The organism is Serratia myotis (assembly GCF_027474885.1).
GTDB lineage: Bacteria > Pseudomonadota > Gammaproteobacteria > Enterobacterales > Enterobacteriaceae > Serratia > Serratia proteamaculans.
In genome coordinates, this window is record NZ_CP099707.1 from 1,397,271 (window position 1) to 1,421,414 (window position 24,144).

The window sequence follows — 24,144 nt, forward strand, 5'->3', positions numbered from 1 at the left end:
AATTTACGCGCCATAGCGTTGGCGCAGCCCATTAACCAGAAGTTCGATGTGTTCAGCCAGCACCTCGCTGATTTGTTCCGCTTCGGCTGTGCCGATCTGCTGCCAGCCAGCCTGTCGGCGGACGGTTTCGCGCGCCACGCGGAACGACAGCACTTCGCCGATCAGCGCGTGAGTATGCAGCACGATTTTGGTCGATTGCGGGTCGATGCCGGTGTAGGCCGCCAGCAGGCGGCAAAGCTTGTTATGCAGCGGTGCTACCACCTGCTGGTGGATCAGCGGATAAGCGTCGGTGGGGGAGAGCTGCTCGCGCGACATGATTTTGCTCAGGTTTAGCGTCTGTGGCTGAGTCATCAGGTCGCTGAACGCCAGCAGGCCGCGTTTCAGGTGTTCGAGGTAGCGCTCCGGCGGACGTTCGGCTTCCGGCAGTTGCCAGAAGTGGTCAATTTCTTCGGCCAGCGGGCGAAAAGCCTGCTGGATAAAATCGGCAATCCACTGTGCAACGGCCAGATAAAGGCCTTCTTTGGAATTGAAGTAATAGGTGATGGCGGCGATGTTGTGTCCGGCGCGCTGGGCGATATCGCGGGTGGTGGCGCCCTGAATGCCGTATTCACCAAACATCTCGATGGCGGCGGCGATCAACTGCTGGCGTGCCTGCTCACCCCGTGCCCGGCTGGCAGTCTGATTATTTGGCATTGATGGCGCCTGCAAAAGTTAATCAATCATATGATTAACTTTATGCCAGATTGCACGAAATGCAATCAGTAACCGCGATTTATTTAAGGACATTTTTTCAGATTAGGCTGAATTCTCGGCATATTGTGCTCTGAGTCACTTAATTTGCCTTTTCTTGTTCGAGTTCTGCTACAATCGCCCGCTTGGTGCACTGCAGTTTGTGCCAATCCCTCGTGGTCATGCTTAATGTCCCGTCTGATAATCCTCCCAGGAAACTGCACCGAACACTGTTAGGTTAGGGGGGATCTGGAGTTTTTCTCTTTATGTCATTTGAAACCCTCGGCTTAAGTGCTGAAATTCTGCGCGCTGTTGAAGAACAGGGCTATCGCGAACCTACACCAATTCAGCGCCAGGCTATTCCTGTCGTATTGGAAGGTCGTGACCTGATGGCCAGCGCCCAGACCGGTACCGGTAAAACCGCTGGCTTTACCCTGCCGCTGCTACAGCTGCTGAGTAAGCATGATCATGCGGTCAAAGGTCGCCGTCCGGTACGTGCGTTGATCCTGACGCCGACCCGTGAACTGGCTGCGCAGATCGGCGAAAACGTCGAATCCTACAGCAAATACCTGCGCCTGCGTTCGCTGGTGGTATTTGGTGGCGTGAGCATCAACCCGCAGATGATGAAGCTGCGCGGCGGCGTCGACATACTGGTGGCAACACCGGGTCGTCTGCTGGATCTGGAACACCAGCGCGCGGTTGACCTGTCCAAAATTGAAATTCTGGTGCTGGACGAAGCTGACCGCATGCTGGATATGGGCTTTATCCATGATATCCGCCGCGTGCTGGCCAAGCTGCCTGCCAAGCGTCAGAACCTGCTGTTCTCTGCTACCTTCTCCGACGATATCAAAGGGCTGGCCAACAAACTGTTGCACAACCCGGCATCGGTTGAAGTGGCGCGCCGTAACACCGCGTCTGAGCAGATCGAGCAAAGCGTGCACTTCGTTGATAAGAAGCGTAAGCGGGAACTGCTGTCCCAGATGATCGGCGAAGGTGACTGGAAGCAAGTATTGGTGTTTAACCGCACCAAGCACGGCGCTAACCACCTGGCTGAACAGCTGAACAAAGACGGCATCACTGCCGCAGCGATCCACGGCAACAAAAGTCAGGGCGCTCGTACCCGTGCATTGGCCGATTTTAAAGACGGCAAAATTCGCGTATTGGTAGCTACCGACATAGCGGCACGTGGTCTGGACATCGACCAGTTGCCACACGTGGTGAACTACGAGTTGCCTAACGTGCCGGAAGACTACGTGCACCGCATCGGCCGTACCGGTCGTGCTGAGCGTACCGGTGAGGCGATCTCGCTGGTGTGTGTGGATGAACACAAACTGCTGCGTGATATCGAACGCCTGCTGAAGCGTGAAATCCCGCGTATTGCCCTGCCAGGCTATGAGCCGGATCCAAGCATCAAGGCAGAGCCAATCATCAACGGCCGTCAGGCTGGTGGTGGTCGCGGTGCGCCACGTGGTAACGGCGGTGGTCAGCGTTCCGGTAACGGTGGCGGCCAGCGCAGTGGCAACGGTGGCGGCAATGGCGGTCAGCGTGAAAACCGCGGTGGCGGCAGTGCTCGTCCGCAGGGTGATGCCAAGCCGCGTTCAGGTGCACCTTCGCGCCGTCCGCGCAGCCGCCCGGCTGAGTAAATTGCTCTGTTGTCCGCTGCTAAAAGGCCACCTTCAAGGTGGCCTTTTTTATTGGCAAAAATCAGCGCATCTCAAGTTCCGGCACCACCGACATGCCGACGCGCAGTCGCGCCAGCTCCGGCTGATTTGGCTCCAGCAGAATTTTCACCGGCAGACGTTGCACCACTTTGGTGTAGTTGCCGGTGGCGTTATCGGCGCTGATGGCGGCAAAGGTCGAGCCGGTAGCCGGGGCGATACTGTCAACGTGGCCGCGTAGCGTCACGCCGGGCAGGGCATCCACGCTGATCGAGACCGGCTGGCCGGCAGACACGTTGGCCAGTTGGGTTTCCAGGAAATTGGCGATCACATAGCTTTGCTGTAGCGGCACCACCGCCAGCAGGCGCGTACCGGCAGAGACCCAGGCCCCCTGACGCACCGCACGCTGACCGACAGTACCGGCAATGGGCGCGATAATCTGGGTATAGGAAAGGTTCAGACGTGCCTGATCAACGCTGGCCTGTGAGGCGGCAATATTCGCTTCGGCCTGTTTACGACTGGCCTGCAACACGCCAACTTCCTTGCGCGCAGAAACCACTGCCGCCTGATTTTGCTTTAGCTGTGCGGCGGCGGTCTGCATTACGGAAGCGGATTTTTGCTGTTCATCGGCGGTGGCGGTGCCGGTTTTTAGCAGTCGGCGATAGCGGTCGGCATTTTGCCCGGCATAGTTCAACGTGGCCTGACTGGCACTGACGCCGGCTTCCTGCTGGGCAATATTGGCCTGCTGTTGATCCAGCTGCGCCTGAATGCTGGCCAGCTTGGCCTGGCTGATCTGCAGGTTGGCCTGTGCCGTTTCCAGCGCCACGCGATAATCCCGATCGTCGAGGGTCGCCAGCACTTCACCGGCTTTCACCTGCTGATTATCACTGACGTTGACGCTGCGGATATAGCCGGAAATCTTGGGGGCCACCAGCGTGTAATCGGCACTGACTACCGCGTCATCGGTACGAAAATGATGGCGATTGAGAGAGGAACGGACAAAGAAAGCGATAGCCAGCAGGATTAACAGCAGCAACGCCAGGGTTAAGGTTCGTTTTGCAGGTGTGAAGCTCATGGTTATGATCCTGATGTTTTTGGAACTAGAGGTAAAAGCGTTTGCGGCGGGTAGACTCGTTTCGGCAACCAGGCGGTCAGCAGAACCAACAGCAGCGCGCAGCCAATAATCAGCAGATAGGCATCACTGATGCTGAGGATCACCGCCTGATGTTTTACCAGCGTCGAAAAATGCCCGAGATTTTCCGCTGAACTGACCGAGCCGTCCGGTAACAGCGGCATAGCCCCGCTGGCGTGTTCTGAGCTCTCTGCCGTCATCAGCCACGGGCGATTGCCCAGCCGGTCAACCAGCACCTGCGAGTGAAATTTTTCCCGATGGCTAATAAAATTCTCGACCAGGCTGCCTGCCGCTACGGCAGAAAAACCGCGCACGGTGTTAAACATGGCCGAGGCGAAGGGACCTTCCGGTGCCATTATTACGCTGGTGGACATCAGTAAAACCGGCAAAATCATCATCGGTTGGCCAAACGCCTGCATGCCTTGCATCAACCAGAAATTTTGTCGTGCCCAGTCGTCGGTCAGTTGCATTCCCAGCAGGCAGGAGCCGGCGATTAGCGCGGCCCCGAGGGTCAGTACCCAGCGGGCGTCTATCCAGCGCAGATTCAACAGGGTGGCGATTAAAGGGGCGATCACCAACTGCGGCAAGCCGACGGCCAACGCCAGCGGTGCAAATTGTACGGTGCGAAAACCCTCTACCTGTGAAAAGTAGAACGACGGCAGCATTGAACCTGACAGCGCCAGCAACAGCACGCCAGCCAGCGTCAGCAGGCTATAAGAAAGATTGATGCGCTGCAGTAATTGCAGTTTTAGCAGCGGCAGCGGATGGAACCATTCGTTGATCAAAAACGTCACCAGCAGCGCGATAGACACCGGCAACATCAGACTAATCAGCGGCGAATTGAACCAGTCGAGCCGTTCTCCCTGTGTCAGCGAAAGGATCAACAGCGCAATGCCGCTGCACCCGGTGAGCATGCCAAACAGATCGATCTGGCGGAAACGTTCCAGGCGCAAGGGATCCTGCGGCAGCCCCCAGCCGATCAGTAAAGAAGCGATCAGACACAGCGGGATCGCCTGCCAAAAGACAAACTGCCAACCCAGACTGTCGGTCCACAGAGCCGCCAGCGGTGCCGCGACATTGGGGCCAAAGGTGGCGGTCAGCGCATAGGCGGCCAGCCCGTAAAGTTTGATGGTGGGGGGCAGAAAACGCAGCGCCACCGTCATCAGCAGCGGCGGCAATGCGCCGCCAAACAGGCCTTGCACCACCCGCAGCGCAATAAACAGCGTGGGATCAGCGGTTAACGGCTGGAGTACCCCGACGGCGGCAAAACCGCCGATCATCACCAGGGCGAAACGGCGTAGCGAAAATGTTACGGCAAACCAGGGGGCAACCATCATGGCCGACACTTCCGCCGCCTGATAGGCCGAGGTGATCCAGCTCCCCTGGTCGAAACTGATACCGATAGCCGCGCGGATATCCGCCAGTGCCAGATCGCTGATGCGATCATTGAGTCCAGAGGTCAGGGCGGCAATCAGCACCCCCACCAACCCCACAGCCAGACGCAGAGTGAAAGGATGCGGCGCGGCGGCAGGAGGCGCAGGCTGAGCATTCATAGTATGACTCCAGAAACGAAACTTGCGATGCACTGTATTGCATGGCGATACATTGTGACGCATGCTACATTGTGATGCGCTGTATTGCAATGTGGTACAGCATGCCGTCTGGCAGAAAAAAATGTTACAGTGTGGCCAAAAGTAAGGAAAAGAACCCCTATGTCTGAATCCTCAACATGTTGTGATGATGAAAGGGCCGGCGGTATTCAGGTCATCACCCGCGCGGCGAAAATCCTCGAAGCTCTGGGTGCAAAGCCGAATGGCATGAGCCTGGGAGAAATAGCGCTGGCGGTCGATCTGCCGCGTTCCACCGTGCAACGTATTGTCAACGCGCTGGACTCTGTGCAATTGGTGCGGGGCGGAGTCGGTGGTGTGCGCCTGGGGCCGTCTTTGCTGCGGCTGATTGCCAGCGTGCATACCGAAATGGTGGCCATTGCGACGCCCTGGTTGCAGGCTTTATGTGATGCCACCGGTGAGACGGTTTCGCTGGGACGCGCCAGCGGTTTGCAACTGGCGGTAGTGCATTACATTGTGGCAGACCGTGAGCTGCGAGTGGTGCCGCGTATTGGTATGAACCTGCCGCTGTACAGCACCTCCGGCGGACGAGCGTTGCTGGCGTTGAACAGCGATGATGCGGCCCGTGATTTATTGGGTGAGGCTTATAGGGCGGTAACCGATCTGACGGTGCGAAATTTTCCTGCTTTACTGGAACACCTCACTGAAATACGTCGTACCGGTCTGGCCTACGATCGGGAAGAAACGTTGGAAGGCGTCTCTACCATGGCGGTGGCTATCGACACCATTCTGGGGCGCTTCTCCATCAGTCTGTTAGTGCCCAGCACCCGTTTGGCCAAGAATGAAGCTCGCTTCCGCGAAGAGATCCTTAAATGTAAAGACGCGCTGATCGATGAGATTGGCAAGGTGGCGTCGCGAGATTAACCGGAGAAGGCAATGAAAACACTGTTGGTCGCAATTGATAACTCCGCCAATGCGCGCAAAGTCATTTCACTGGCTGCTGATCAGGCGTTGGCGCAGCAGGCCGCGGTCGTAGTGCTGTGCTGTGTGGACCTCAGTTATTCCATGGCGGGTCCGTATGAAATTGAAGCGGGTGAAGATCCGGCAGATTTTGGCTATGCGCAGGATGAACAGAATGCCGCCGCCACCGTGGTGCGACAGGCGCTGGTCAAGCTGCAGGACGCTGGCGTCAATGCGCGTGGCCGAGTGGTGGCCGGTGAGCCGGCAGAAACTATCGTCGCCCAGGCCAAAACACTGAACGCGACGATGATCATTATGGGGCGCCGTCACCTTTCTCCCTTTAGACGTTTGTTGAATGGATCGCACAGCGCCCTGGTGATTGAAAATGCGGATTGCCCGGTGCTGGTTGACGTGCGTGCCGACTGACTGCCCTTGATCCCCGGAGCCGGAAATGAAGCTAAAATGTGCCATTCTTGATGATTATCAGCAGGTCGCGCTAGCCATGGCGGACTGGTCGGTGATAGCCGATCGGGTTGAAGTGTTCTCTTTTAGCCAACATTTTAGCGATGAAGCGGAGTTGGCGGTACATTTGCAAGACTGTGACATTGTGGTCGCCATGCGTGAACGTACGCCGATGACCGCGACGCTGCTGGCCCGCTTGCCCAAATTGAAACTGTTGATCACCTCAGGCATGCGTAATGCTTCTATTGATCTGGCTGCAGCTGCCAAACATGGAATTATTGTCAGCGGTACCGCCAGTGGCTCTGCCGCGCCGATGGAACTGAGCTGGGCGCTGTTGCTCGGGTTAGCCAAGCATCTGGTACCGGAGAATCACGGCCTGCGACACAACGGGCCCTGGCAACAGACGCTGGGCGTGACTCTGCAGGGGAAAACGCTGGGCCTGCTGGGGTTGGGCAAAATTGGCAGTCAAATGGCAGTGGTGGCGCAGGCGTTTGGTATGCGAGTGTTGGCCTGGAGCCAGAACCTGACGGCGGAGAGGGCCGGTGAGGTGGGTGTGACACGAGCTGAGTCAAAACAGGCGCTGTTTGAGCAGAGCGACTTTGTTTCCGTTCATCTGGTGTTGAGTGAGCGCAGCCGTGGGTTGGTCGGGCAGCCAGAGCTGCAGGCGATGAAGAAAACCGCTTATCTGATCAATACCTCGCGTGCGGCCATTGTCGATCGCAGCGCCTTGATTGACGCTTTGCAGCAGGGGCAGATTGCCGGTGCCGGGCTGGACGTGTTTGATATTGAGCCGCTGCCAGCCGACGATATCTTCCGCCGCCTGCCCAACCTGCTGGCCACGCCGCATCTGGGTTATGTGGCTGACAGCAACTATCAGGTCTATTTCCGCGAAGCGATCGAAAACATCGAGGCTTTTATCGCCGGTGAGCCCCTGCGCCAATTGGGGTAGCGCGGTTTTATTCCCCCGAGACGCTTGTCTGCTGCGGGTATTCCCCCGTATCATTGCGCGTCTTTTTCAGCAGGGGTAATCATGCGCGTATTATTGGCTCCGATGGAGGGCGTTCTCGATTCTTTGGTGCGCGAACTGCTCACCGAAGTGAACGACTACGATCTGTGCATCACCGAATTCCTGCGCGTGGTTGACCAACTGCTGCCTGCCAAATCTTTCTATCGCCTGTGTCCCGAACTGCATCACGCCAGCTGTACGCCGTCTGGCACCCTGGTGCGCATTCAACTGCTGGGCCAGTACCCACAGTGGCTGGCGGAAAACGCCGCCCGTGCGGTTGAACTGGGATCCTACGGTGTCGATCTCAACTGTGGCTGCCCGTCCAAGCTGGTCAATGGCAGCGGCGGTGGGGCGACGTTGCTGAAAGATCCGGAGCTGATTTACCAGGGCGCCAAAGCCATGCGTGCAGCGGTGCCTGCCCATTTGCCGGTGACGGTAAAAATACGGCTGGGCTGGGATAGCGACAGCCGCAGTTTTGAAATTGCCGATGCGGTGCAACAAGCCGGTGCTACAGAATTGGCGGTACACGGCCGTACCAAAGAGGACGGTTACAAGGCGGAGCGTATTAACTGGGCGGCGATTGGTGAAATCCGTCAGCGGCTGACCATTCCGGTGATCGCCAACGGTGAAATCTGGGACTACCAGAGCGCGCAAGACTGCTTGCAGACAACCGGCTGCGATGCGGTGATGCTGGGGCGTGGCGCACTTAACGTACCGAATCTGAGCCGGGTAGTGAAGTACAACGAACCCCGCATGCCATGGCCACAGGTGGTGCAGTTGCTGCAAAAATACGTCCATCTGGAGAAACAGGGTGATACCGGCCTGTACCATGTGGCGCGGATCAAACAGTGGCTGGGTTATTTGCGCAAAGAATATGATGAAGCGACCGAGCTGTTCAGTGAAATTCGCGCGCTGAACAATTCGAAAGATATTGCCCGGGTGATTTGTCGTTAAGGCGCAAACCGGGGAGCCATGCTCCCCGTTGAGCTAACCTGCCAGCAGCTTAAGCACTTCATCTGCCACCGCAGCACCCGATGCCGGGTTTTGTCCGGTGGCCACCCGTTGATCGCTCAATGCGAATGCGGCCCAGGGTTCGGCCGCTTTTTGGTAAAGGGCACCGCGTTTTTTTAGCTCGGTTTCGGTCAGATAGGGCACTAACTTATCCAATTCGGCCAGCTGTTCCTCTTCATTACTGAAACCCGTGACCTTTTTGCCGTTAATCAGGTAGTCGCCGTTGGCCAGCTTGATATTCAGCAACCCAATAGCCCCGTGACACACGGAGGAGACCACGCCGCCGCTTTCATAAATGGCCTGGCTGAGGGTTTGTAATGCCTGATTATCCAGGAAGTCCCAGATCACGCCGTGGCCGCCGGCATAGTAAATCACGCCATAATCGGCGGCATTCACCTGTGAAGGTTTCAGTGTGGCGCCCAGCCGGTTCATAAAGGATTTGTTCTGATACCACTCCCAGTCGGTGGCGTCGGCCATGGCCAGGCTGTGGGGATCGATCGGGGTATAACCGCCTGACGGGCTGACATAGTCAACCTGATAGCCGGCAGCTTCAACTTTCTTCACAAAGTGCACCGCTTCACCCAGCCACAGGCCGGTGGCGCGATCGATACTGGGGTATTTGGCAATGCTGGTGAGTACGACCAGGATCTTCTTTTTCATCTTGCTTCCTCTCGATTGACTGCTTCCATCGGGCTAAAGTATAGCCAATCTGACAGGTTCAGTTGTCCAGATCGATCTGGAAGTAGTGCATCAGCGCTTCGCGGCGTTCCTGTTCCGAATGCAGCGTTGACTCCCGGCGGTGATGATCCTCGGTGATAATCAACTTGTTCTCGCTGAGGGTTACCCGGCCATTTTCCGTGGCGTGGGAACACACCAGCTTCTGGGTGAAATGCGACAGCGGTGAGGTGCTGTGGTAGTGGCACATGTCGGAAAATTCGGCCAACTGGCGTTTTTGCAGGCTGAAGCGATAGAGCGTTTTGGCGTGCGAACGCTGATCGCCGTTGCGGCGCTCCAGATAGTAAATATCGCCTTCCTGTTCCAGGTGGAAGGTGCCGGTGCTTTGTGGCTGTTGCTCGGCTGTGCTGACCTTTAGCGGTGTCAGAAATGAATCACCAAACCCGACGTCCACCAGATAGGGTTGATCCAGCGCCACCATCAGCGCCATATGGTCGAACGGCGGCCCGAAACTGCCATCGCGGGCGCGGATCTCGCCGGAAATAAAATGCACGTCAAAGCCGATGTCCTTCAACAGCAGGGCAAACAACCGGTTCAACTCATAGCAAAAGCCGCCGCGGTTATGTTCGACAATTTTACTGAACAGCGCTTCCTCCTCCAGATGGATACCCTGGTGATAAATAATGCTCAGGTTCTCAAAGGGAACCTTCAGCATATGGCCACGGTGTAACTGTTGCAGCGTCAGGAGGTCGGGTTTGGGGATGCCTGCGAATCCAATGTGTTGCAGGTAGCGTTGTCTGTCCACGTTTTGTCTCACAGCAGAAAAATTGAACATAAAATAGTTGGGTTTGGCAAAGTTGTGAGGGCAATAAGTGCTATGTCAGAACGCAGAAGGCTTGCCTGCCGCCTGCAGCAACAGATTCACCCAGCGGCGGGTGGTGGCGCTAACGAAGGCGCTGTCCGCCCAGCACAGGCGATATTGGTGGGTCGCGGGCAGTTGTCGGCCCTCGTCAAACAGCCGTACCAGCTTGCCGCTGGTCAGAGCATCCTGCGCCACGGCCAGGCTGCCGAGCACAATGCCCTGGCCTTCTATGGCTTCCTGCAATGCATGCCCGACGCTGTTAAAGGTGAGGATACCCCGTGGTGCCGTAACACCTTCACCAAAGGCCGCGAACCAGTCTTGCCAACCGGCAACGCCCATTTTCTGCCCATCTTTCCACGGAGAATGAATCAACTGTGATAACGCCAAATCAGCGGGGGTGACGAGCTCAGGATGCGCGTTGAGAAAGGCTGGGCTGGCCAGCGGCGCGAAGGCATCGCTGAGTAACTCGCGGGAGTGCGGCGGCGGGGTGGCTGTTGGACTGTAACGGATGGCGATGTCGGCTTCGCCATTGGCCAGATCGCGTAGGCTTTCGTTGGCGTCCAGCACCAGCGAAACATCAGGATCTGCACGGCGTAATGCCGGCAGGCGTGCTGCCAGCCAATGGCTGGCGATCCCCAGCGTGCAGGTCAGCCTCAGCGTTTGCTGTTGTTCCGGTCGGACGCGATCGCTGGCTTTTTGCAGTAGCGTCAGTGCGCGGGTTACGTCGATAGCCAGCCGTTTGCCGGTATCGTTGAGCTCTACCGCGTTACCCTTGCGATGAAACAGCTCAACGCCCAGTTCATTCTCCAGGTGACGTATCTGGCGGCTGACCGCCCCCAGCGTGACGTTCAACTCTTCCGCTGCCTCGGTAAAACTGGCGCAGCGCGCCGCCACCTCGAAAGTATGCAAGGCTTTCAGGGAGGGCAAGCGAGGTTGAGCGTTCAGCTTGAGTTTCATTCAACCATATTGCCAATCTATCGATGTTCCACAAGTGATTTTTTGCTTACTTTTGAGGCAAAGAACGCACGGGAGGATTGAGTGGACATACTGATGGGACTGGCCGCCGCGCTGTGCTGGGGCGGCACGGATTTTTTGGTCGGCATTAACGCCCGAGCGGTGGGGGTGCGCAGGGCGGTATTTTTTTCGCAAGCGATCGGGTTTGCGATTTTTACCCTGCTACTGCTGGCAACCAGTGGGCCTGTCTTTGAGGCCTCCGCCAACGTTTTGGGACTGGCATTGTTGGCCGCTGGCCTGACGGTGGGCGGGTCACTGGCGCTGTCGCAGGCTTTTGCTATCGGCAAGGCGGCGATGGTGGCGCCTTTGGTCACCAGCTATGGTGCGGTCACCACGCTGCTGTCGTGGATCAGTGGTGAACGGCTTGGCGCGCTGACGTTGATTGGACTGGCTCTGTGCCTGATGGGGGTGATGCTGACCGCCGTGAGTCTGGGCCGCCAGCCCGGCAGATCCCCATCTTCTTTACCGGCGATAGCCTTCGCGCTGCTGGCGGCGCTCTGTTACGGCATTGGCTTCTGGCTGCAAGGGCAATACACGCTGCCCGTGCTGGGGCCGAGTGTCAGTCTGTGGCTCGGTTATGCCGTAGGGCTGACGGCCCTGCTGGTGTTGAATGCTGACCGGCGAGCTTTGGTGGCGCGGCCGAACTGGCGGCAGGGTGGCCTGCTGCTGGTCGCCAGCTTGCTCAATTTGGGGGGCTTTAGCGCATTTGCTGTGGGGGTCGGCAGTGGGTCGCTGGCCATTGTGACGGTGCTCAGTACCCTGTCCGGTGGCATCGCCGCGCTATTAGCGGCTCTGCTGTTGCGCGAGCGGCTTTCCGCCATACAGTGGCTGGGGGTGTTGACGGTACTGGCGGGGGCCTTGGTGCTACATCTCAAAGCAGCATTAACGGGGTAGCCAGCACGGCTAACCGCCCTGGGTTGCACGTCTGATATAGGTCAAAGGGTTCAGCGAGCGCAGGTGCATCTGCAACACCGTGCCACGGCGGAAGAAGTAATTGAGGACGGTCAACGACAACAGTTCGGTCAGTAGCGTGCTGTAGGCGGCACCCATCATGCCGTATTGGCGGATCAGGAAATAGGACAGTGGGATATTAATGATAAACACCAGAAACATCTTCTTCGACAGAAAACCGTAGCCGGAGAAAATCACAATGTATTTGTAGGCCAGGGTGCCCAGGGCGGAAAGCAGGGTGGCTACCGCCAACACTCCCATCGCCGGGTAAGCCGCTAAATATTGCTCCCCGTACAGCAATACGATCACCGGTTTGCCGAGTAAAAGAATACTTGCCACGATCGCGGCGGAGATCGCCAACACCAACCCATTCAGTTTGGCGGCGGTGCGTACGGCGTCATCGCGCTGATAAGCAAATATTTTGGCGAAAAACGAGGTAATGACGGCATCAGTGACAAACATCCAGGCGGTCGCCAGGGTGATGGCGACGGAGTAAATCCCCAGCGCTTCGGCGGAGACAAACCACATCAAAAATAACTGAGCCAGCCGGGTATAAATGGCGATGGAGACATTGGACACCGCCAATGGCAGGCCGCTGGCAAGCAGATAGCGCACGTATTTGCGCCGAACTCGCCTTGGTGCAATAAAGCGCGGATTGCGGCGGTGATAGATGTGATGGCGGATCAGGTAGGGGATCAAATAAACCATCACGATCGGGATCGCCAGGTAATACAGGTGCAGATCAAAATAGACGATCAGATAACGCACCAGCAGCGCACTGCCCAGCCCGGCCACGTTGGCCAGCGTATTGAAGCGCGACTCCAGCCGGGCATCATGATAAATGGTAAACACGTCTCTGAGCGAGAAGAAGCTGGCGACAAAGGTGGCGGCGCAAAAGTAGAAGGTAATGAAATCTTCGCGTAGTCCGGTGTAAATCAATATTGCCGCTGAGAACAGCACAAAGCAGCCCTGTCGCAGCCGGTTGGTGGAAAACATCAATGCGGTTCCGGAGCTTGGGTTGCGGCTAATCCGCTTGAACAGCACGGTATCGGAGCCCAGCAGCGCCAGCGTCTGGGTAATGGCGAAAATCGCGGTGGCAAAGGTAATTTTGCCAAAGCTTTCCGGGCCAATATATTTCGCCATATAGGCGGTGATGAAAATCACCCCCAGGATAGACACCATTTTTTCGGATATCATCCAGAACGCATTTTTCACGATATTGATATCTATGAATTTTAATTTCACTGGTACTTTCCCTGTTGCATCTTATAATAGGATTTGTCCGATTATCTCCTTGCCCTCTGTAAGGATAGGCCCACAGGGTTTTATAATTAAGATGCTATAACCGGAATGTCAGAAGCATTTATCCCTATGCTATGTTCATGGAAGAAAGAGAAGAATGAGAAAATTCGCAAAACGACTCTATCGGGCCGCGCCCGATTTTATTTATTATCAAGTCAGCCATTATCTTGCCCATGGCTCTTTGGTCAACTTCAAAAGCCCGAAGAAATTCTCAGAGAAAATCTATCAACGAATGCGCTATCCACGCAGTAATTTCAGTAGGTTAGCAGATAAGGTTGCGGTCAGGGAGTATATTTCCCAGCGGGTATCAGAAAAGTACCTAACCCCCATCATTATGGTTACCGATAATTTCACCGAGCAGGATTACCTTTCGTTACCCCAATCGTTTGTTATCAAAACTAATAATGCCTCTCAACAGGTGAAAATAGTCAAAGATAAAGATCAGGTCAGCTATAGAGATATTGCGAAGATTCTTAGTGGATGGTCTGAAATAACCTATTGGAAAAGATTTCGTGAAAAACACTACGCGAATATCCCGCAGCAAATTATTGTCGAGGAGTTGTTAGATATAGAATCGGAAGGTGAATTGATTGACTATAAGGTGCATGTGTTTAACGGAAAACAGTCTTATTTGTTTGTCGAATTGCTGCGAGGCGGGCCTGAACCGACTTCACTGGAGTTTTTGGAGGAGCACGCACACCACTGCTTCTTTACTCAAGCGGATATCCCGCAACTCAATACGCTGAATGAAAAACCGGCATTCTGGGATGAAATGGTACAAGTGGCGAAAGCCGTCTCGGCGGATCTGGACTATTGCCGCGTCGATTTCTATCTCACCCGCGAGCAAATCTACATTGGGGAGCTGACCCTGACCCCCGGTGCCGGCAACGAGGTTTATCTGCCGCGCGCGACCAACCTGCTGCTGGGCGAGATGATGTCCAAGGCCGGGTAATCGCTACGGTAATACTTGCTGCTTGTTATCCGTCGGGGTGATGCTCTGCAGCCATGCCAAAAACTCAACCGCTTTGGGTTTGTCCAGCGTGCGTTGCGGATACACCACGTAGTAAGGCTTGCTGAGCGGTAGCACAGGCTCTGCCAGAGGCACCAGTGTGCCCTTGGCCAGTTCGCGCTGGATCAGTCGCCGTTGGCCGAGCAAAATGCCGTGGCCTTCAACTGCGGCATCAATTGCCAGTGAGGTCAGGTTATAGGTCAGGCCACGCCGCTGCGGCGGTGGTAACCCGGCGGCGCTGAACCATTCATGCCAGCCCGGCAGGAACTGGCTTTCTTTCCCCCAATCCACGTGGATCAGTGGCTGGTGAGTCCAGTCGCCGCTGGTCTGCAACTGCGGGCTGCAAACCGGCTGCACGCAATCCTGAAACAGCCGAACTTTTTCCAGCAGTGGATAGTCCTGATCGCCAAAACACAGTGCAAAGTCCGCCGCCGAGCTGGCGAAATCTACTTCGGCATGGGTGGCGTGCAGTCGAAGATCCACCTGCGGATGCTGGGCCAGCCAGCCGCCGATGGCCGGATTCAGCCATTTTGACGCCAGCGCCGGCAGGGCAAATAACGTCAGTTCTTCTTTGCCACGTTGGCGATCGACATGTTGCTGCGCCACCCGCAGTGTTTCAAATGCCTGCTGCACGTAGGCCAGGTAGTCCGTTCCCTGTTCGGTTAGCGTCACGCCGCTTTTGGCGCGGATAAACAGCACAATACCCAGGTGTTGTTCAAGCTGGCGGATCTGCTGGCTGACGGCGGCGGCCGTCAGCGCCAGGCTGTCTGCCGCACGGGCCAGGCTGCCGGTACGGGCAGCGGTTTCAAACGCCAGAATGGCGCTCAGTTTGGGCAGGCGGCTGCGGGAAGGAGGGCTCATGGTGGCTATCGCTAAGAATTGGTTAACTTATCCTTAACGTATTTTTGTTATTACGGCAATCTGACATTCGCTACAGTGGGTTATCCGGCCGCGATGCCAACAGGAGCCTCTGATGCAGCCACTTGCCCATATCGTTGATTTATCCGCAAACCCGATTGATGACGTCGCCTTTCAGGCTCGTTGTAAAGCCACGCTGGATACGGCGGGGGCGCTGGTGCTGCCGGGTTTTCTGACCGCGGCGGCCCTGGCGACCATTCGTCTGGAGGGGCCGAGCATAGCCATGCGGCGTTTTATGCGGCCAGCAAGCATAACGTCTACCTGAAGCCGCAGGACGAAACATTGCCGCCCGATCATGCACGCAACCGGCTGGTGGTGTCGTCCAAGGGCTGTATTACCGACGAGGAGATCCCAGAGCAGTCACCGCTGCGTACGTTGTACGACGCGCAACCATTTCGTGATTTCCTCTGCGCCGTGCTGGCGGAACAGCGCCTGTATCCCTACGCCGATAGCTTGTCTTCGATCAACCTGCACTACGCCCATCGCGGGCAGGAGCTGGGTTGGCATTTTGACAACTCATCGTTTGCCATCACGCTGTTGATCCAGAAACCGCAGGCTGGCGGGCGTTTTGAATATGTGGAAAACCTGCGAGATGCCGATAGGGGCGAGATGAACTACGCCGGCGTGTCGCAGGTGTTGGACGGTGAACGTGCGGTTAAGCCGTTGGCGATGGAAGAGGGGGATTTGGTGCTGTTCCGTGGCCGTAACGCCATGCATCGGGTTACGCCGACCGACGGTGACATTACCCGCATGCTGGTGGTGCTGGCTTACAACGCGCAACCGGATATTGCGCTGTCGGAAAGCGCCAGAATGACCTTTTACGGCCGGCTGTGAGAGATAAAAAAACTGCCCCGGTCGGGGCAGTGAATTTGATGAAAACGTTGTCTTTGAACCCGAGATACCCGGGCCTAGCGCACCGAGGAGCCATTATGGGGCACATCCATGTGCCCCACCCTACGGGCCGACTTGAAGTCGTTCCAATTTGCTCCCGGCAAATTGGTCGGCAGCTGAAGCTGCTACGACCCCTTCGGCACGCTCTCCCTAATAACGGGCTTTGTCGGCAGTCTAAAAACTTAGTGGTGGGCTTCTTCGTGCGCCTGTTGTTCCCGTTTGACTTCCTGTGCGCGCTTGCGCAGGCCGAACCAGCCCAGCGTCAGCAACACTGCCAGCACCGGAATGGTGGCGATAGTCCAGGTGCCGTTCGGGTAGTCGAACGCCATCATGACCACCACCGCCAGCAGGAACGCCAGCGTCAGCCAGGAGGTCACTGGCGCGCCGGGCATTTTGAAGGAGACCGGTTTTGCGCGGCCTTCACGCACGGCTTTGCGCAGGCGCATCTGGCAGACGATGATAAACGCCCACGAGGCGATAATACCCAGCGAGGCGATGTTCAGCACGATCTCAAACACCCGCGAAGGCACCAGATAATTCAGCAAAACGCCGATCACATAAATGCCGCAGGTCACCAGGATACCGGCGTAGGGCACCTGTTGGCTGCTCATGTTAGCCATGAATTTAGGTGCAGAGCCGCCCATCGACAGCGAACGCAGGATGCGGCCGGTGGAGTACAGGCCTGAATTCAGGCTGGAGAGCGCCGCGGTCAGCACCACGATATTCATAATGGTGCCGATATAAGGCACGCCCAGCTTGCTGAAGAAGGTCACGAACGGGCTTTGACCTGCCTGGTAGGCGTTCCACGGCAGCAGCAGCACCAACAGGACTACCGATCCAACGTAGAACAGACCGATGCGCCAGATAACGCTGTTGATAGCCTTCGGCATCATTTTGGCCGGGTCTTTGCACTCACCGGCGGCGGTACCGATCAGCTCAATCCCGGCGAAGGCGAAGATAACCCCTTGTACCAACACCAGCGCAGGCAGCAGGCCATGCGGGAACATGCCGCCGTTTTCGGTAATCAGATGCAGGCCGGTAGTGTTGCCTGCCACCGGGGTGCCGGTGCCGAGAAACACCACGCCGACCACCAGGAACAGCGCAATGGCGACGACTTTGATCAGTGCGAACCAGAACTCCATTTCGGCGAACCACTTCACGCCGATCATGTTCATGGTGGCGACCACCCCGAGGGCGCAGAGTGCGAATAGCCACTGCGGCACGTCGGCGAAGGTCCCCCAATAGTGCATATACAGCGCTACCGCCGTGATGTCGACGATGCCGGTCATCGCCCAGTTGAGGAAGTACATCCAGCCAGCGACGTAAGAGGCTTTTTCGCCGAGGAACTCACGGGCGTAAGAGACAAAGCTGCCACTGGTGGGGCGGTGCAGCACCAACTCGCCCAGCGCGCGCAGAATAAAGAACGAGAAAATCCCGCACACCAAATAGACCAGCGCCAGCGCTGGCCCTGCCATTTCCAGCCGACCGCCGGTACCGAGGAACAGGCCGGTACCTATTGAACCGCCGATGGCGATCATCTGTATCTGCCGGTTGCCCATGCTTTTGTGATAACCGGATTCATGGGAGTCTAACCATCGTCTTCTGGCTGCATGTTGGTCATGCGCCGTTTTTTTTTGTGATTGCATCATCCGTCCTGTTTACCTGTCTATGGAGTTACCCTGCTCTGCTGCCAGAGCAAACGATTGCTATTGCCAATCGTAGTGAGAATGAGGTCATGGCATCATTCTGCGCTTTAATACCCGTCGCCTTGCGATCTTTAGCGATGAAATTCATGGCGTATATTATCTGAGCAGCCGCAGTGAAATAACGGCGGAGCATGCTACCTTTTCTCTGTAAAGGTGGCAAAAAATCCTGCGTATAAATCGTGACCAATTGTGTTTATTTTTTGTTAAATATATAAAAGAATATATTATTCAACAAGATGATTGAATTTATCAAGACGGAAATAACGAGGAATAAAAAGTGATTAAAATCACAGAATAATAATTACCGCGCAAACTACATGGAATTTGGTTTATTTATTCGCGACGAGAATAAAGGGGGATAATAAGCTTCACCCTGCCTGCGGCGATATTGTCCACAGGCGAGGGTTATTCTTGGTCGATCTTTAAGCGGACTCACCAACCGGCAGGGCAGAACTTGGCAGGCCGAATATTTTGTCGAATGCCCAGTTAAACACGAAGGTGTAGCACGGGATAATTACGATCAGCGCCATATCCAGCAGCAGCGCCTGCCACAGCGTAATCCCCATCCACCAGGCGATCAGTGGGATCAGGTACACCACCAGCGTCAGTTGGAAGCCCACCGCATGGATAATGCGACGCTTGAGCGTCCGGGTGCGCGAGGCCTGACGGCTTTCCCACAGCTCAAACAGCGAGTTATAGATGAAATTCCAGCTTACGGCGATGGTGGTGATGATCACCGCCAGCGGCCCGGTGCTGCTGGGTGCACTGCCGGAAAGCAGCGCCAATCCGAGTGCGGAGATCGCCATGCCGATAATTTCATAGGCGGTGACATACACCAGTTTGCGTTTAACGCCTTGCATTACTCATCTCCTGACTGATTTTTTGGCTTTAGGGTCGGATGACCTTTTGCCGTCTGACGAGTAAGATATCGTCAATCATATTGATAGAAAAAGTCAGGAGCTGTCAGTTTTACTGACAGGTAATGCAATGAACTTTTCCAGCGATAATATAGAGCTGTTTTTGGCGGTACTGGATCGCGGTTCGTTTTCCGCTGCGGCCCGCTCACTGCGGCGTGTACCTTCGGCCGTCAGCATGGGGATTGCCAACATGGAGGCAGAACTGGGCTCTCTGCTTTTCGATCGTTCGCACCGCGAACCGGTACCTACCCCGCTGGCATTGGCACTGGCGCCGCATGCGCGGCTGATTGCCGATCAGCTTAAACAGTTGCAAAACCACGCCATCGAGTTGTCCCAGGGGCTGGAAAGCACTTTGTCGATCGGTATCGCCTCGGACATCAACAGCCGTGGCCTGCTGGCCGCAGTCAAAACCCTGGCAGACCGCCATCCGTTGCTGAACATCGAAGTATTGACTGCCCCGCAGGATGACGTGTTGCACATGTTGCATCAGGGCAGGATAGGCGTTGCTCTGGCGTTCGGTGGGCTCAATATCAACAGCCAGGAGCAGTTTCACTTTGTCGGCGCGGAATCGCTGGTTGCCACGCTCTCGCCACGGCACCCGGCGCTGAGCGGCACGGCGAACGAGCTGTTTCTCGAAGACCTGGTTAACGTGCGGCAAATTATGGTGGCCAGCCGCGATCTGCCGATTGCCGATCTGCGGCCGCGAGTGGCGGAATCTTACTGGCGTACCGACAGTTTGCCGATGGCGCTGAGCATGGTGGAAGCCGGTCTGGGCTGGGGCAATTTCCCGCTGTCGTTGACCGCACCGTTACTGGCCCAGCAACGGTTGGTTCGGCTGAAATTCAAAAATACCAAAAATGAACTGCGCCTGCCGATCCACCTGATCTGGCTGAAAAACCGGCCACTGGAGAAGGCCGCCCGTGAGCTGGTGGCGCTGATGCAAGATATGCCGCAAGTGGAATAATCCCCGCGGCTGCATTGCTTTTATTTTCATCGCTGCGCTACTTTGAGCAATGGGATTTTTATGGGGGCAGAAAGCATGTTGAGCGAAACGGCATTATCGGTATTGAGCATTAGCGGTGCGATTACGCTGGGAGCGATGAGCCCGGGGCAAAGCTTTATTCTGGTGGCGCGTACCGCCGTAGCCTCTTCGCGCCGCGACGGTATGGCGGTAGCGCTGGGCATGGGCGTCGGCTGCTTTATCTTTGCCTTGATCGCTCTGCTGGGGCTGCAGTCGTTGTTGTTGGCACTGCCGTGGCTCTACACCACGCTAAAGGTGTTGGGTGGGGCTTACCTTATCTATCTGGCCTGTAAAATGCTGCGTGGGGCTCGGCAGCCGCTGAATGTGGAAGCGGTCGGTGAGCAGCACCTGGGGTTCCGCAAGGCGTTTACTACCGGCCTGCTGACTCAGTTGGGCAACCCCAACACCGCCATTGTGTTCGGTAGCGTGTTTGCCGCGTTGCTTAGCCATAAAATATCCCCGGTGATGTACCTCGTATTGCCGGTGATCGCACTGACCATCGATGTGCTGTGGTACGCCTTTGTGGCCTTTGTTCTGTCGTCACCACGCCCACGCCGCACCTATCTGCGTTTTAAAGCCTGGTTCGATCGGCTGGGCGGTGGTGTGCTGGCCTTGCTCGGTTTGAAGCTGATGCTAAACCGATAACGCAATTATTTTGGGTATAACCTTAGTCGGCATGGCGGCGGCGCCACCAAAACCGTAGCAACAAAATAGCGGCAATCACCAGCGCGCAAAACAGCACGCTGGTTAGCCGTTTGTCGAAACCCGAGATAAAGCGGGCGATCGCTTCACCGCCGAAATAGCCCAGCAACACAAAAATCGTCGCCCACAGGATAGCGCCCAGAATATTCAGCGGTACAAAGCGCGACGGCGGCAGCTTGCTGGCCCCGATCAGCACCGGGCCGATAATGCGGAAGCCGTACATAAAACGCACGCCAATCACGAACAGCATAGGGTGGCGAGCAATCAGCTTTCTGGCGCGTTCGATGCGCTTTTCCTGGCTCTTCATGCGCGAAATTACCTGCCCGCCGAAGCGGCGACCGAGGAAAAATAATATCTGATCCCCCAGCGTGCCACCCAACGCCACCACCGCGATTACCCAAGGCAGATGCAGCAGCCCCTGATGCGCCGCAATACCGCCCAGCAGCGTGATGGTTTCGCCCTCAGCCAGACAGCCGATAAACAGTGCCCAGTAGCCGTAATCCGTAATGTAGTGGGCTAAATCCGCCATTCCTATCCCCTATGTCTCTAACACATAAGGCTAAGTATACGCCCTGTGTGCTAGCCGCGGGCGGCAATCTGCGCCACCAGCGCCTGGCGTTGTGGCAGAGTGTCGGCCATCTGCGCCTGTACTCGCGCCAGAATATTGGCCGGTGCCAGCTCCGGTGTTCCTCCGGGGAATGGCGGGGCCGGGGCATATTCCAGATACAGTTGGATCATTTGCGCGGTTTCCTCATCCTGCAGTTCAGCGATCAATGCCAGAGCGAAGTCGATGCCTGCCGTCACACCGCCGCCGCTGATAATGTTACCGTCGCGCTCAACCCGAGCCTGGCTGGGGATGGCGCCAAACAGTGCCAGGCTGTCGCGCATTGACCAGTGACAGGCGGCACGTTTGCCCTGCAGTAAGCCGGCGGCGGCCAGGATCAGCGAGCCGGTACACACCGACGTCAAATAGCGGGCATCAGGCCCCAGACGGCGGATCTGACGCATAAATTCGTCATTCTGCAGCGCCTGGGTGCAACCGGCACCGCCCGGCACGCACAGCACGTCGCAGTGCGTGACCTCTTCCAGTTTCTGCAACTGCGTAAAGTGCAATCCTTCGGCACTGATATCTGCGCCACCGACCGAGGCAACGACAATCTCTGCGCCCGGCATGTGGCGCAGAAACTGCAGTGGGCCGGTGAAGTCGAGCTGGGTGACACCCTGATAGATCGGAAAAACAATCACTAACGATTCAGACATGATATTCGCCTCAGTTTTGTCATTTGACTTGGGTAATAATAAGCGTCCTGTTTTTGGCTGATATGACGGATAACCCTCAAAAAGCGCCATGATGAAAAATATCGGCTTTGTGGTCTTCCCCGGTTTTAACCTGCTGGATTTTGCCGGGCCACTGGCGGCGTTTGATAACGCCAATCAGTTTACTGCGACCCCGGCTTACCGCTGCCTGCCACTATCAGAGCACGGCGGCAGCGTGACGAGCTCGTCAGGTGTGGAAGTACTCACACAGGCGTTTAATCAGGGGCGCTTTGATACGTTGTTGATTGCCGGTGGCAGCGGTAATGTGGTGGCCACACAGTCTGCGGCACTGCTGGCGTTCCTGCACCGGCAAAGCCTGCAGGCGCGACGTATGGCCAGCGTGTGCACCGGCGCATTTATTCTGGCTGCTGCAGGCTTGTTGGACGGTAAACGGGCTACCACCCATTGGTACCATGCCGCCCGGTTGCAGCAGGGCTATCCGCGTATTCGCGTCGACAGTAATCGCATTTATATCCGCGACGGTGCGATATGGACCTCGGCGGGCATTACCGCCGGTATCGATCTGGCGTTGGCGATGGTGGAAGAAGATCTCGGTAGCGAACTGGCAGCCAACGTGGCGCGACAACTGGTGGTGTATCACCGCCGCCCGGGAGGGCAGTCGCAATATTCGCTGTTGCTGGAGTTGAATCCGTCTTCAGACCGTATCCGCAGTGCGCTGTCTTATGCTCGCGAACACCTGCATCAGCCGTTGACGGTGGCCGATCTGGCCGACGCAGCTTGCCTGAGTGAACGCCAATTCGGCCGGCTATTCCGTGCCGAAACCGGCCAAACGCCGGCCAAGGTGATCGAGCAACTGCGGGTTGAGGCCGCCAGAATGCGCATAGAAGAAGGCAGCGAAGCGCTGGAGGTTATCGCCCGTGCCGTCGGGTTTAGCGATCCGGAGCGGATGCGGCGGGCATTTATTCGCGTCTTTGGTCTGTCGCCGCAGGCGATAAAGCGCCTGAGCCGCGCCGGTTAAATCATTCTGCCGTGCCCAGGTGGCGCGGCGCAGTAGAGGAGCAACAGATGTATCAGGATTTTGAGAGCGAACTGGACTGGGCGATGCGCCATATGCCACGCACCCGGGCGGCGGTAGCTGCGTTGCCGGATTTAAACGGCGTGCGGCTGGCGTGCAATATGCATCTGGATCTGAAAATGGCGCCGCTGGTGGCGGGCCTGCTGGACAAGGGGGCGGCAATCTATCTGACTACCTGCAACCCGACCACGGTACAGGATGACGTGGTTGCCTGGCTGGAGCGCCGCGGTGCCGAGGCCCATGCCTGGCGGGACATGAGCGATGCCGACTGGTCCGAATCTTTTGACCGCGCACTGGCCTGGGCGCCGACTCACCTGTGTGAAATGGGGGCAGATTTGACTACCCGTTTGCACCAGTCAACCGACGGCCCGCAGATTATCGCCGGGCTGGAAGCCACCGGTTCCGGTATCAGCCGACTGAACGGCATGGCGCCGCGCTATCCGATCTTCAACTGGGATGACTTACCGGTGAAAGAAGGGCTGCATAATCGGCACATGGTCGGTTTGACCGCCTGGCATACCTTCTTCCAGACCACCCATTTAACGCTGCATGAAAAATGTGTACTGGTGATCGGTTATGGTTTGGTTGGGCAGGGCGTTGCGGCGGCGGCGAAAGCCTACGGCGGACAGGTGATCGTGGCGGAAATCGATCCGGCTCGGGCGTTGCAGGCACGTTATGACGGTTGGGCGGTGGTCGAACTGGCCACTGCAGTTAGCCAGGCCGATGTGATTGCCACGGCGACCGGGGCGAAAAACGTGCTGTCGGCACGGCATCTGCAGCAGGCGAAAGATGGGGTGTTCATTCTCAACGTCGGCCATGTGACGGCGGAAATTGACGTTGGCTTCCTGCAAAGCCTGCCACACAGCGAGCCTATGCCGTTTGTAAACGCCTACCAACTGGAAGAGAAAACGCTCTATTTGCTGGCCAATGGCTCGATGTTCAACCTGACGGCGGGCTACGGCGACAGCCTGAATGCCTTTGATGTGACGCTGGCGGTGATGGCGGCGGGCATTGGTCATATTGTGGGTGAGGGTGCCAGTCAGGGACCCGGTTTATACCTGTTGCCTCAGTCGGCCTGGCAACCGGCACTGTAACTTTTTCCTCGCGGGCGCTAATCCCAGAGCGCTCGCGGTTTAAACAATTTTCCTTCCGACAGAATTTGTCACAAATCGACTGGCATAATCCCAGTGCCAACTGCAGATCCCTCACATATAATTCGGCCAAATAAGACCTTCATCTTCTTCGTCACAGAGTAATACATGTGAAAATACGTGTTTTGGTACTAACCCTGCTCGCA

23 protein-coding genes and 1 pseudogene are annotated in these 24,144 nt (G+C 56.6%); 12 read left to right on the forward strand and 12 right to left on the reverse strand.

Annotated features, from left to right (window positions below):
• Nucleotides 1-3: 3 nt before the first annotated feature.
• A complete protein-coding gene (locus tag NHG65_RS06565; RefSeq protein WP_499183064.1) occupies nucleotides 4-693 on the reverse strand; it encodes a transcriptional regulator in 690 nt (229 codons plus the stop codon).
• Between the two features lie 302 nt (nucleotides 694-995).
• Between NHG65_RS06565 and rhlE the strand changes: the two genes are divergently transcribed.
• A complete protein-coding gene (gene rhlE / locus NHG65_RS06570; protein WP_099065173.1) occupies nucleotides 996-2,372 on the forward strand; it encodes an ATP-dependent RNA helicase RhlE in 1,377 nt (458 codons plus the stop codon).
• A gap of 61 nt (nucleotides 2,373-2,433) precedes the next feature.
• Here rhlE and NHG65_RS06575 read toward each other — a convergent pair whose 3' ends face one another.
• Together NHG65_RS06575 and NHG65_RS06580 are read right to left on the reverse strand one after the other, a co-directional pair.
• Nucleotides 2,434-3,462, reverse strand: coding sequence for an HlyD family secretion protein (locus NHG65_RS06575; protein WP_207976007.1), 1,029 nt, complete (start codon nucleotides 3,460-3,462; stop codon nucleotides 2,434-2,436).
• A 2-nt stretch (nucleotides 3,463-3,464) separates the two neighbouring features.
• Nucleotides 3,465-5,072: an MFS transporter gene (locus tag NHG65_RS06580; protein WP_099065175.1), complete on the reverse strand. Its 1,608-nt coding sequence runs from the start codon at nucleotides 5,070-5,072 to the stop codon at nucleotides 3,465-3,467.
• 159 nt (nucleotides 5,073-5,231) lie between these two features.
• On the opposite strand from NHG65_RS06580, the gene NHG65_RS06585 reads away from it, so the two are divergent.
• The 4 genes from NHG65_RS06585 (at nucleotide 5,232) to dusC (ending at nucleotide 8,469) form a co-directional block, all read left to right on the forward strand.
• Nucleotides 5,232-6,011 (forward strand): IclR family transcriptional regulator, encoded by a 780-nt coding sequence (locus NHG65_RS06585; protein ID WP_413502392.1) that lies wholly within the window; start codon nucleotides 5,232-5,234, stop codon nucleotides 6,009-6,011.
• A gap of 12 nt (nucleotides 6,012-6,023) precedes the next feature.
• Entirely contained in the window at nucleotides 6,024-6,473 is a 450-nt protein-coding gene (locus tag NHG65_RS06590) for a universal stress protein (protein WP_099065177.1), read from the forward strand.
• Nucleotides 6,474-6,498: 25 nt separating this feature from the next.
• Nucleotides 6,499-7,458 (forward strand): D-2-hydroxyacid dehydrogenase family protein, encoded by a 960-nt coding sequence (locus tag NHG65_RS06595; RefSeq protein ID WP_261427180.1) that lies wholly within the window; start codon nucleotides 6,499-6,501, stop codon nucleotides 7,456-7,458.
• A gap of 81 nt (nucleotides 7,459-7,539) precedes the next feature.
• The gene (gene dusC / locus NHG65_RS06600; protein WP_499183065.1) at nucleotides 7,540-8,469 is read left to right on the forward strand and encodes a tRNA dihydrouridine(16) synthase DusC; all 930 of its coding nucleotides are present in this window, start codon (nucleotides 7,540-7,542) and stop codon (nucleotides 8,467-8,469) included.
• 33 nt (nucleotides 8,470-8,502) lie between these two features.
• On the opposite strand, the gene NHG65_RS06605 is transcribed toward dusC, so the two are convergent.
• The 3 genes from NHG65_RS06605 to NHG65_RS06615 all read right to left on the reverse strand — a co-directional run bounded on the left by NHG65_RS06605 (nucleotide 8,503) and on the right by NHG65_RS06615 (nucleotide 11,020).
• A complete protein-coding gene (locus NHG65_RS06605) occupies nucleotides 8,503-9,186 on the reverse strand; it encodes a type 1 glutamine amidotransferase domain-containing protein (RefSeq protein ID WP_207975997.1) in 684 nt (227 codons plus the stop codon).
• 58 nt (nucleotides 9,187-9,244) lie between these two features.
• Complete coding sequence (locus NHG65_RS06610) at nucleotides 9,245-10,006, reverse strand: arylamine N-acetyltransferase family protein (protein WP_099065181.1); 762 nt, start codon at nucleotides 10,004-10,006, stop codon at nucleotides 9,245-9,247.
• Nucleotides 10,007-10,081: 75 nt separating this feature from the next.
• Nucleotides 10,082-11,020 carry a LysR substrate-binding domain-containing protein gene (locus NHG65_RS06615; RefSeq protein ID WP_499183066.1) on the reverse strand — a complete coding sequence of 313 codons (939 nt, stop codon included), beginning with the start codon at nucleotides 11,018-11,020 and terminating at the stop codon, nucleotides 10,082-10,084.
• An 81-nt stretch (nucleotides 11,021-11,101) separates the two neighbouring features.
• Between NHG65_RS06615 and NHG65_RS06620 the strand changes: the two genes are divergently transcribed.
• Nucleotides 11,102-11,971: a DMT family transporter gene (locus tag NHG65_RS06620; protein ID WP_232519146.1), complete on the forward strand. Its 870-nt coding sequence runs from the start codon at nucleotides 11,102-11,104 to the stop codon at nucleotides 11,969-11,971.
• Nucleotides 11,972-11,980: 9 nt separating this feature from the next.
• On the opposite strand, the gene NHG65_RS06625 is transcribed toward NHG65_RS06620, so the two are convergent.
• Nucleotides 11,981-13,273, reverse strand: a complete 1,293-nt coding sequence (locus tag NHG65_RS06625) for an oligosaccharide flippase family protein (RefSeq protein WP_499183067.1) — start codon at nucleotides 13,271-13,273, stop codon at nucleotides 11,981-11,983.
• A gap of 154 nt (nucleotides 13,274-13,427) precedes the next feature.
• On the opposite strand from NHG65_RS06625, the gene NHG65_RS06630 reads away from it, so the two are divergent.
• Nucleotides 13,428-14,282, forward strand: coding sequence for an ATP-grasp fold amidoligase family protein (locus NHG65_RS06630; protein WP_207975990.1), 855 nt, complete (start codon nucleotides 13,428-13,430; stop codon nucleotides 14,280-14,282).
• A gap of 3 nt (nucleotides 14,283-14,285) precedes the next feature.
• Here NHG65_RS06630 and NHG65_RS06635 read toward each other — a convergent pair whose 3' ends face one another.
• Entirely contained in the window at nucleotides 14,286-15,200 is a 915-nt protein-coding gene (locus NHG65_RS06635) for a LysR substrate-binding domain-containing protein (protein WP_499183068.1), read from the reverse strand.
• 112 nt (nucleotides 15,201-15,312) lie between these two features.
• On the opposite strand from NHG65_RS06635, the pseudogene NHG65_RS06640 reads away from it, so the two are divergent.
• A pseudogene (locus NHG65_RS06640) lies at nucleotides 15,313-16,091 on the forward strand (HalD/BesD family halogenase).
• A 239-nt stretch (nucleotides 16,092-16,330) separates the two neighbouring features.
• On the opposite strand, the gene ansP reads toward NHG65_RS06640, so the two are convergent.
• Together ansP and NHG65_RS06650 are read right to left on the reverse strand one after the other, a co-directional pair.
• The gene (ansP, locus tag NHG65_RS06645; RefSeq protein WP_099065243.1) at nucleotides 16,331-17,794 is read right to left on the reverse strand and encodes an L-asparagine permease; all 1,464 of its coding nucleotides are present in this window, start codon (nucleotides 17,792-17,794) and stop codon (nucleotides 16,331-16,333) included.
• A gap of 482 nt (nucleotides 17,795-18,276) precedes the next feature.
• Nucleotides 18,277-18,714 carry a PACE efflux transporter gene (locus NHG65_RS06650; protein ID WP_085115695.1) on the reverse strand — a complete coding sequence of 146 codons (438 nt, stop codon included), beginning with the start codon at nucleotides 18,712-18,714 and terminating at the stop codon, nucleotides 18,277-18,279.
• A 127-nt stretch (nucleotides 18,715-18,841) separates the two neighbouring features.
• On the opposite strand from NHG65_RS06650, the gene NHG65_RS06655 reads away from it, so the two are divergent.
• Together NHG65_RS06655 and NHG65_RS06660 are read left to right on the forward strand one after the other, a co-directional pair.
• The gene (locus NHG65_RS06655) at nucleotides 18,842-19,735 is read left to right on the forward strand and encodes a LysR family transcriptional regulator (RefSeq protein WP_099065187.1); all 894 of its coding nucleotides are present in this window, start codon (nucleotides 18,842-18,844) and stop codon (nucleotides 19,733-19,735) included.
• A 75-nt stretch (nucleotides 19,736-19,810) separates the two neighbouring features.
• Nucleotides 19,811-20,437, forward strand: a complete 627-nt coding sequence (locus NHG65_RS06660) for a LysE family translocator (RefSeq protein ID WP_085115741.1) — start codon at nucleotides 19,811-19,813, stop codon at nucleotides 20,435-20,437.
• A 22-nt stretch (nucleotides 20,438-20,459) separates the two neighbouring features.
• Here NHG65_RS06660 and NHG65_RS06665 read toward each other — a convergent pair whose 3' ends face one another.
• A complete protein-coding gene (locus tag NHG65_RS06665) occupies nucleotides 20,460-21,023 on the reverse strand; it encodes a DedA family protein (protein WP_099065188.1) in 564 nt (187 codons plus the stop codon).
• Nucleotides 21,024-21,073: 50 nt separating this feature from the next.
• Nucleotides 21,074-21,754: a DJ-1/PfpI family protein gene (locus NHG65_RS06670; RefSeq protein ID WP_099065189.1), complete on the reverse strand. Its 681-nt coding sequence runs from the start codon at nucleotides 21,752-21,754 to the stop codon at nucleotides 21,074-21,076.
• Nucleotides 21,755-21,845: 91 nt separating this feature from the next.
• Between NHG65_RS06670 and NHG65_RS06675 the strand changes: the two genes are divergently transcribed.
• Entirely contained in the window at nucleotides 21,846-22,790 is a 945-nt protein-coding gene (locus tag NHG65_RS06675; protein WP_099065244.1) for a GlxA family transcriptional regulator, read from the forward strand.
• 47 nt (nucleotides 22,791-22,837) lie between these two features.
• Complete coding sequence (locus tag NHG65_RS06680; protein WP_099065190.1) at nucleotides 22,838-23,941, forward strand: adenosylhomocysteinase; 1,104 nt, start codon at nucleotides 22,838-22,840, stop codon at nucleotides 23,939-23,941.
• Nucleotides 23,942-24,144 lie beyond the last annotated feature (203 nt).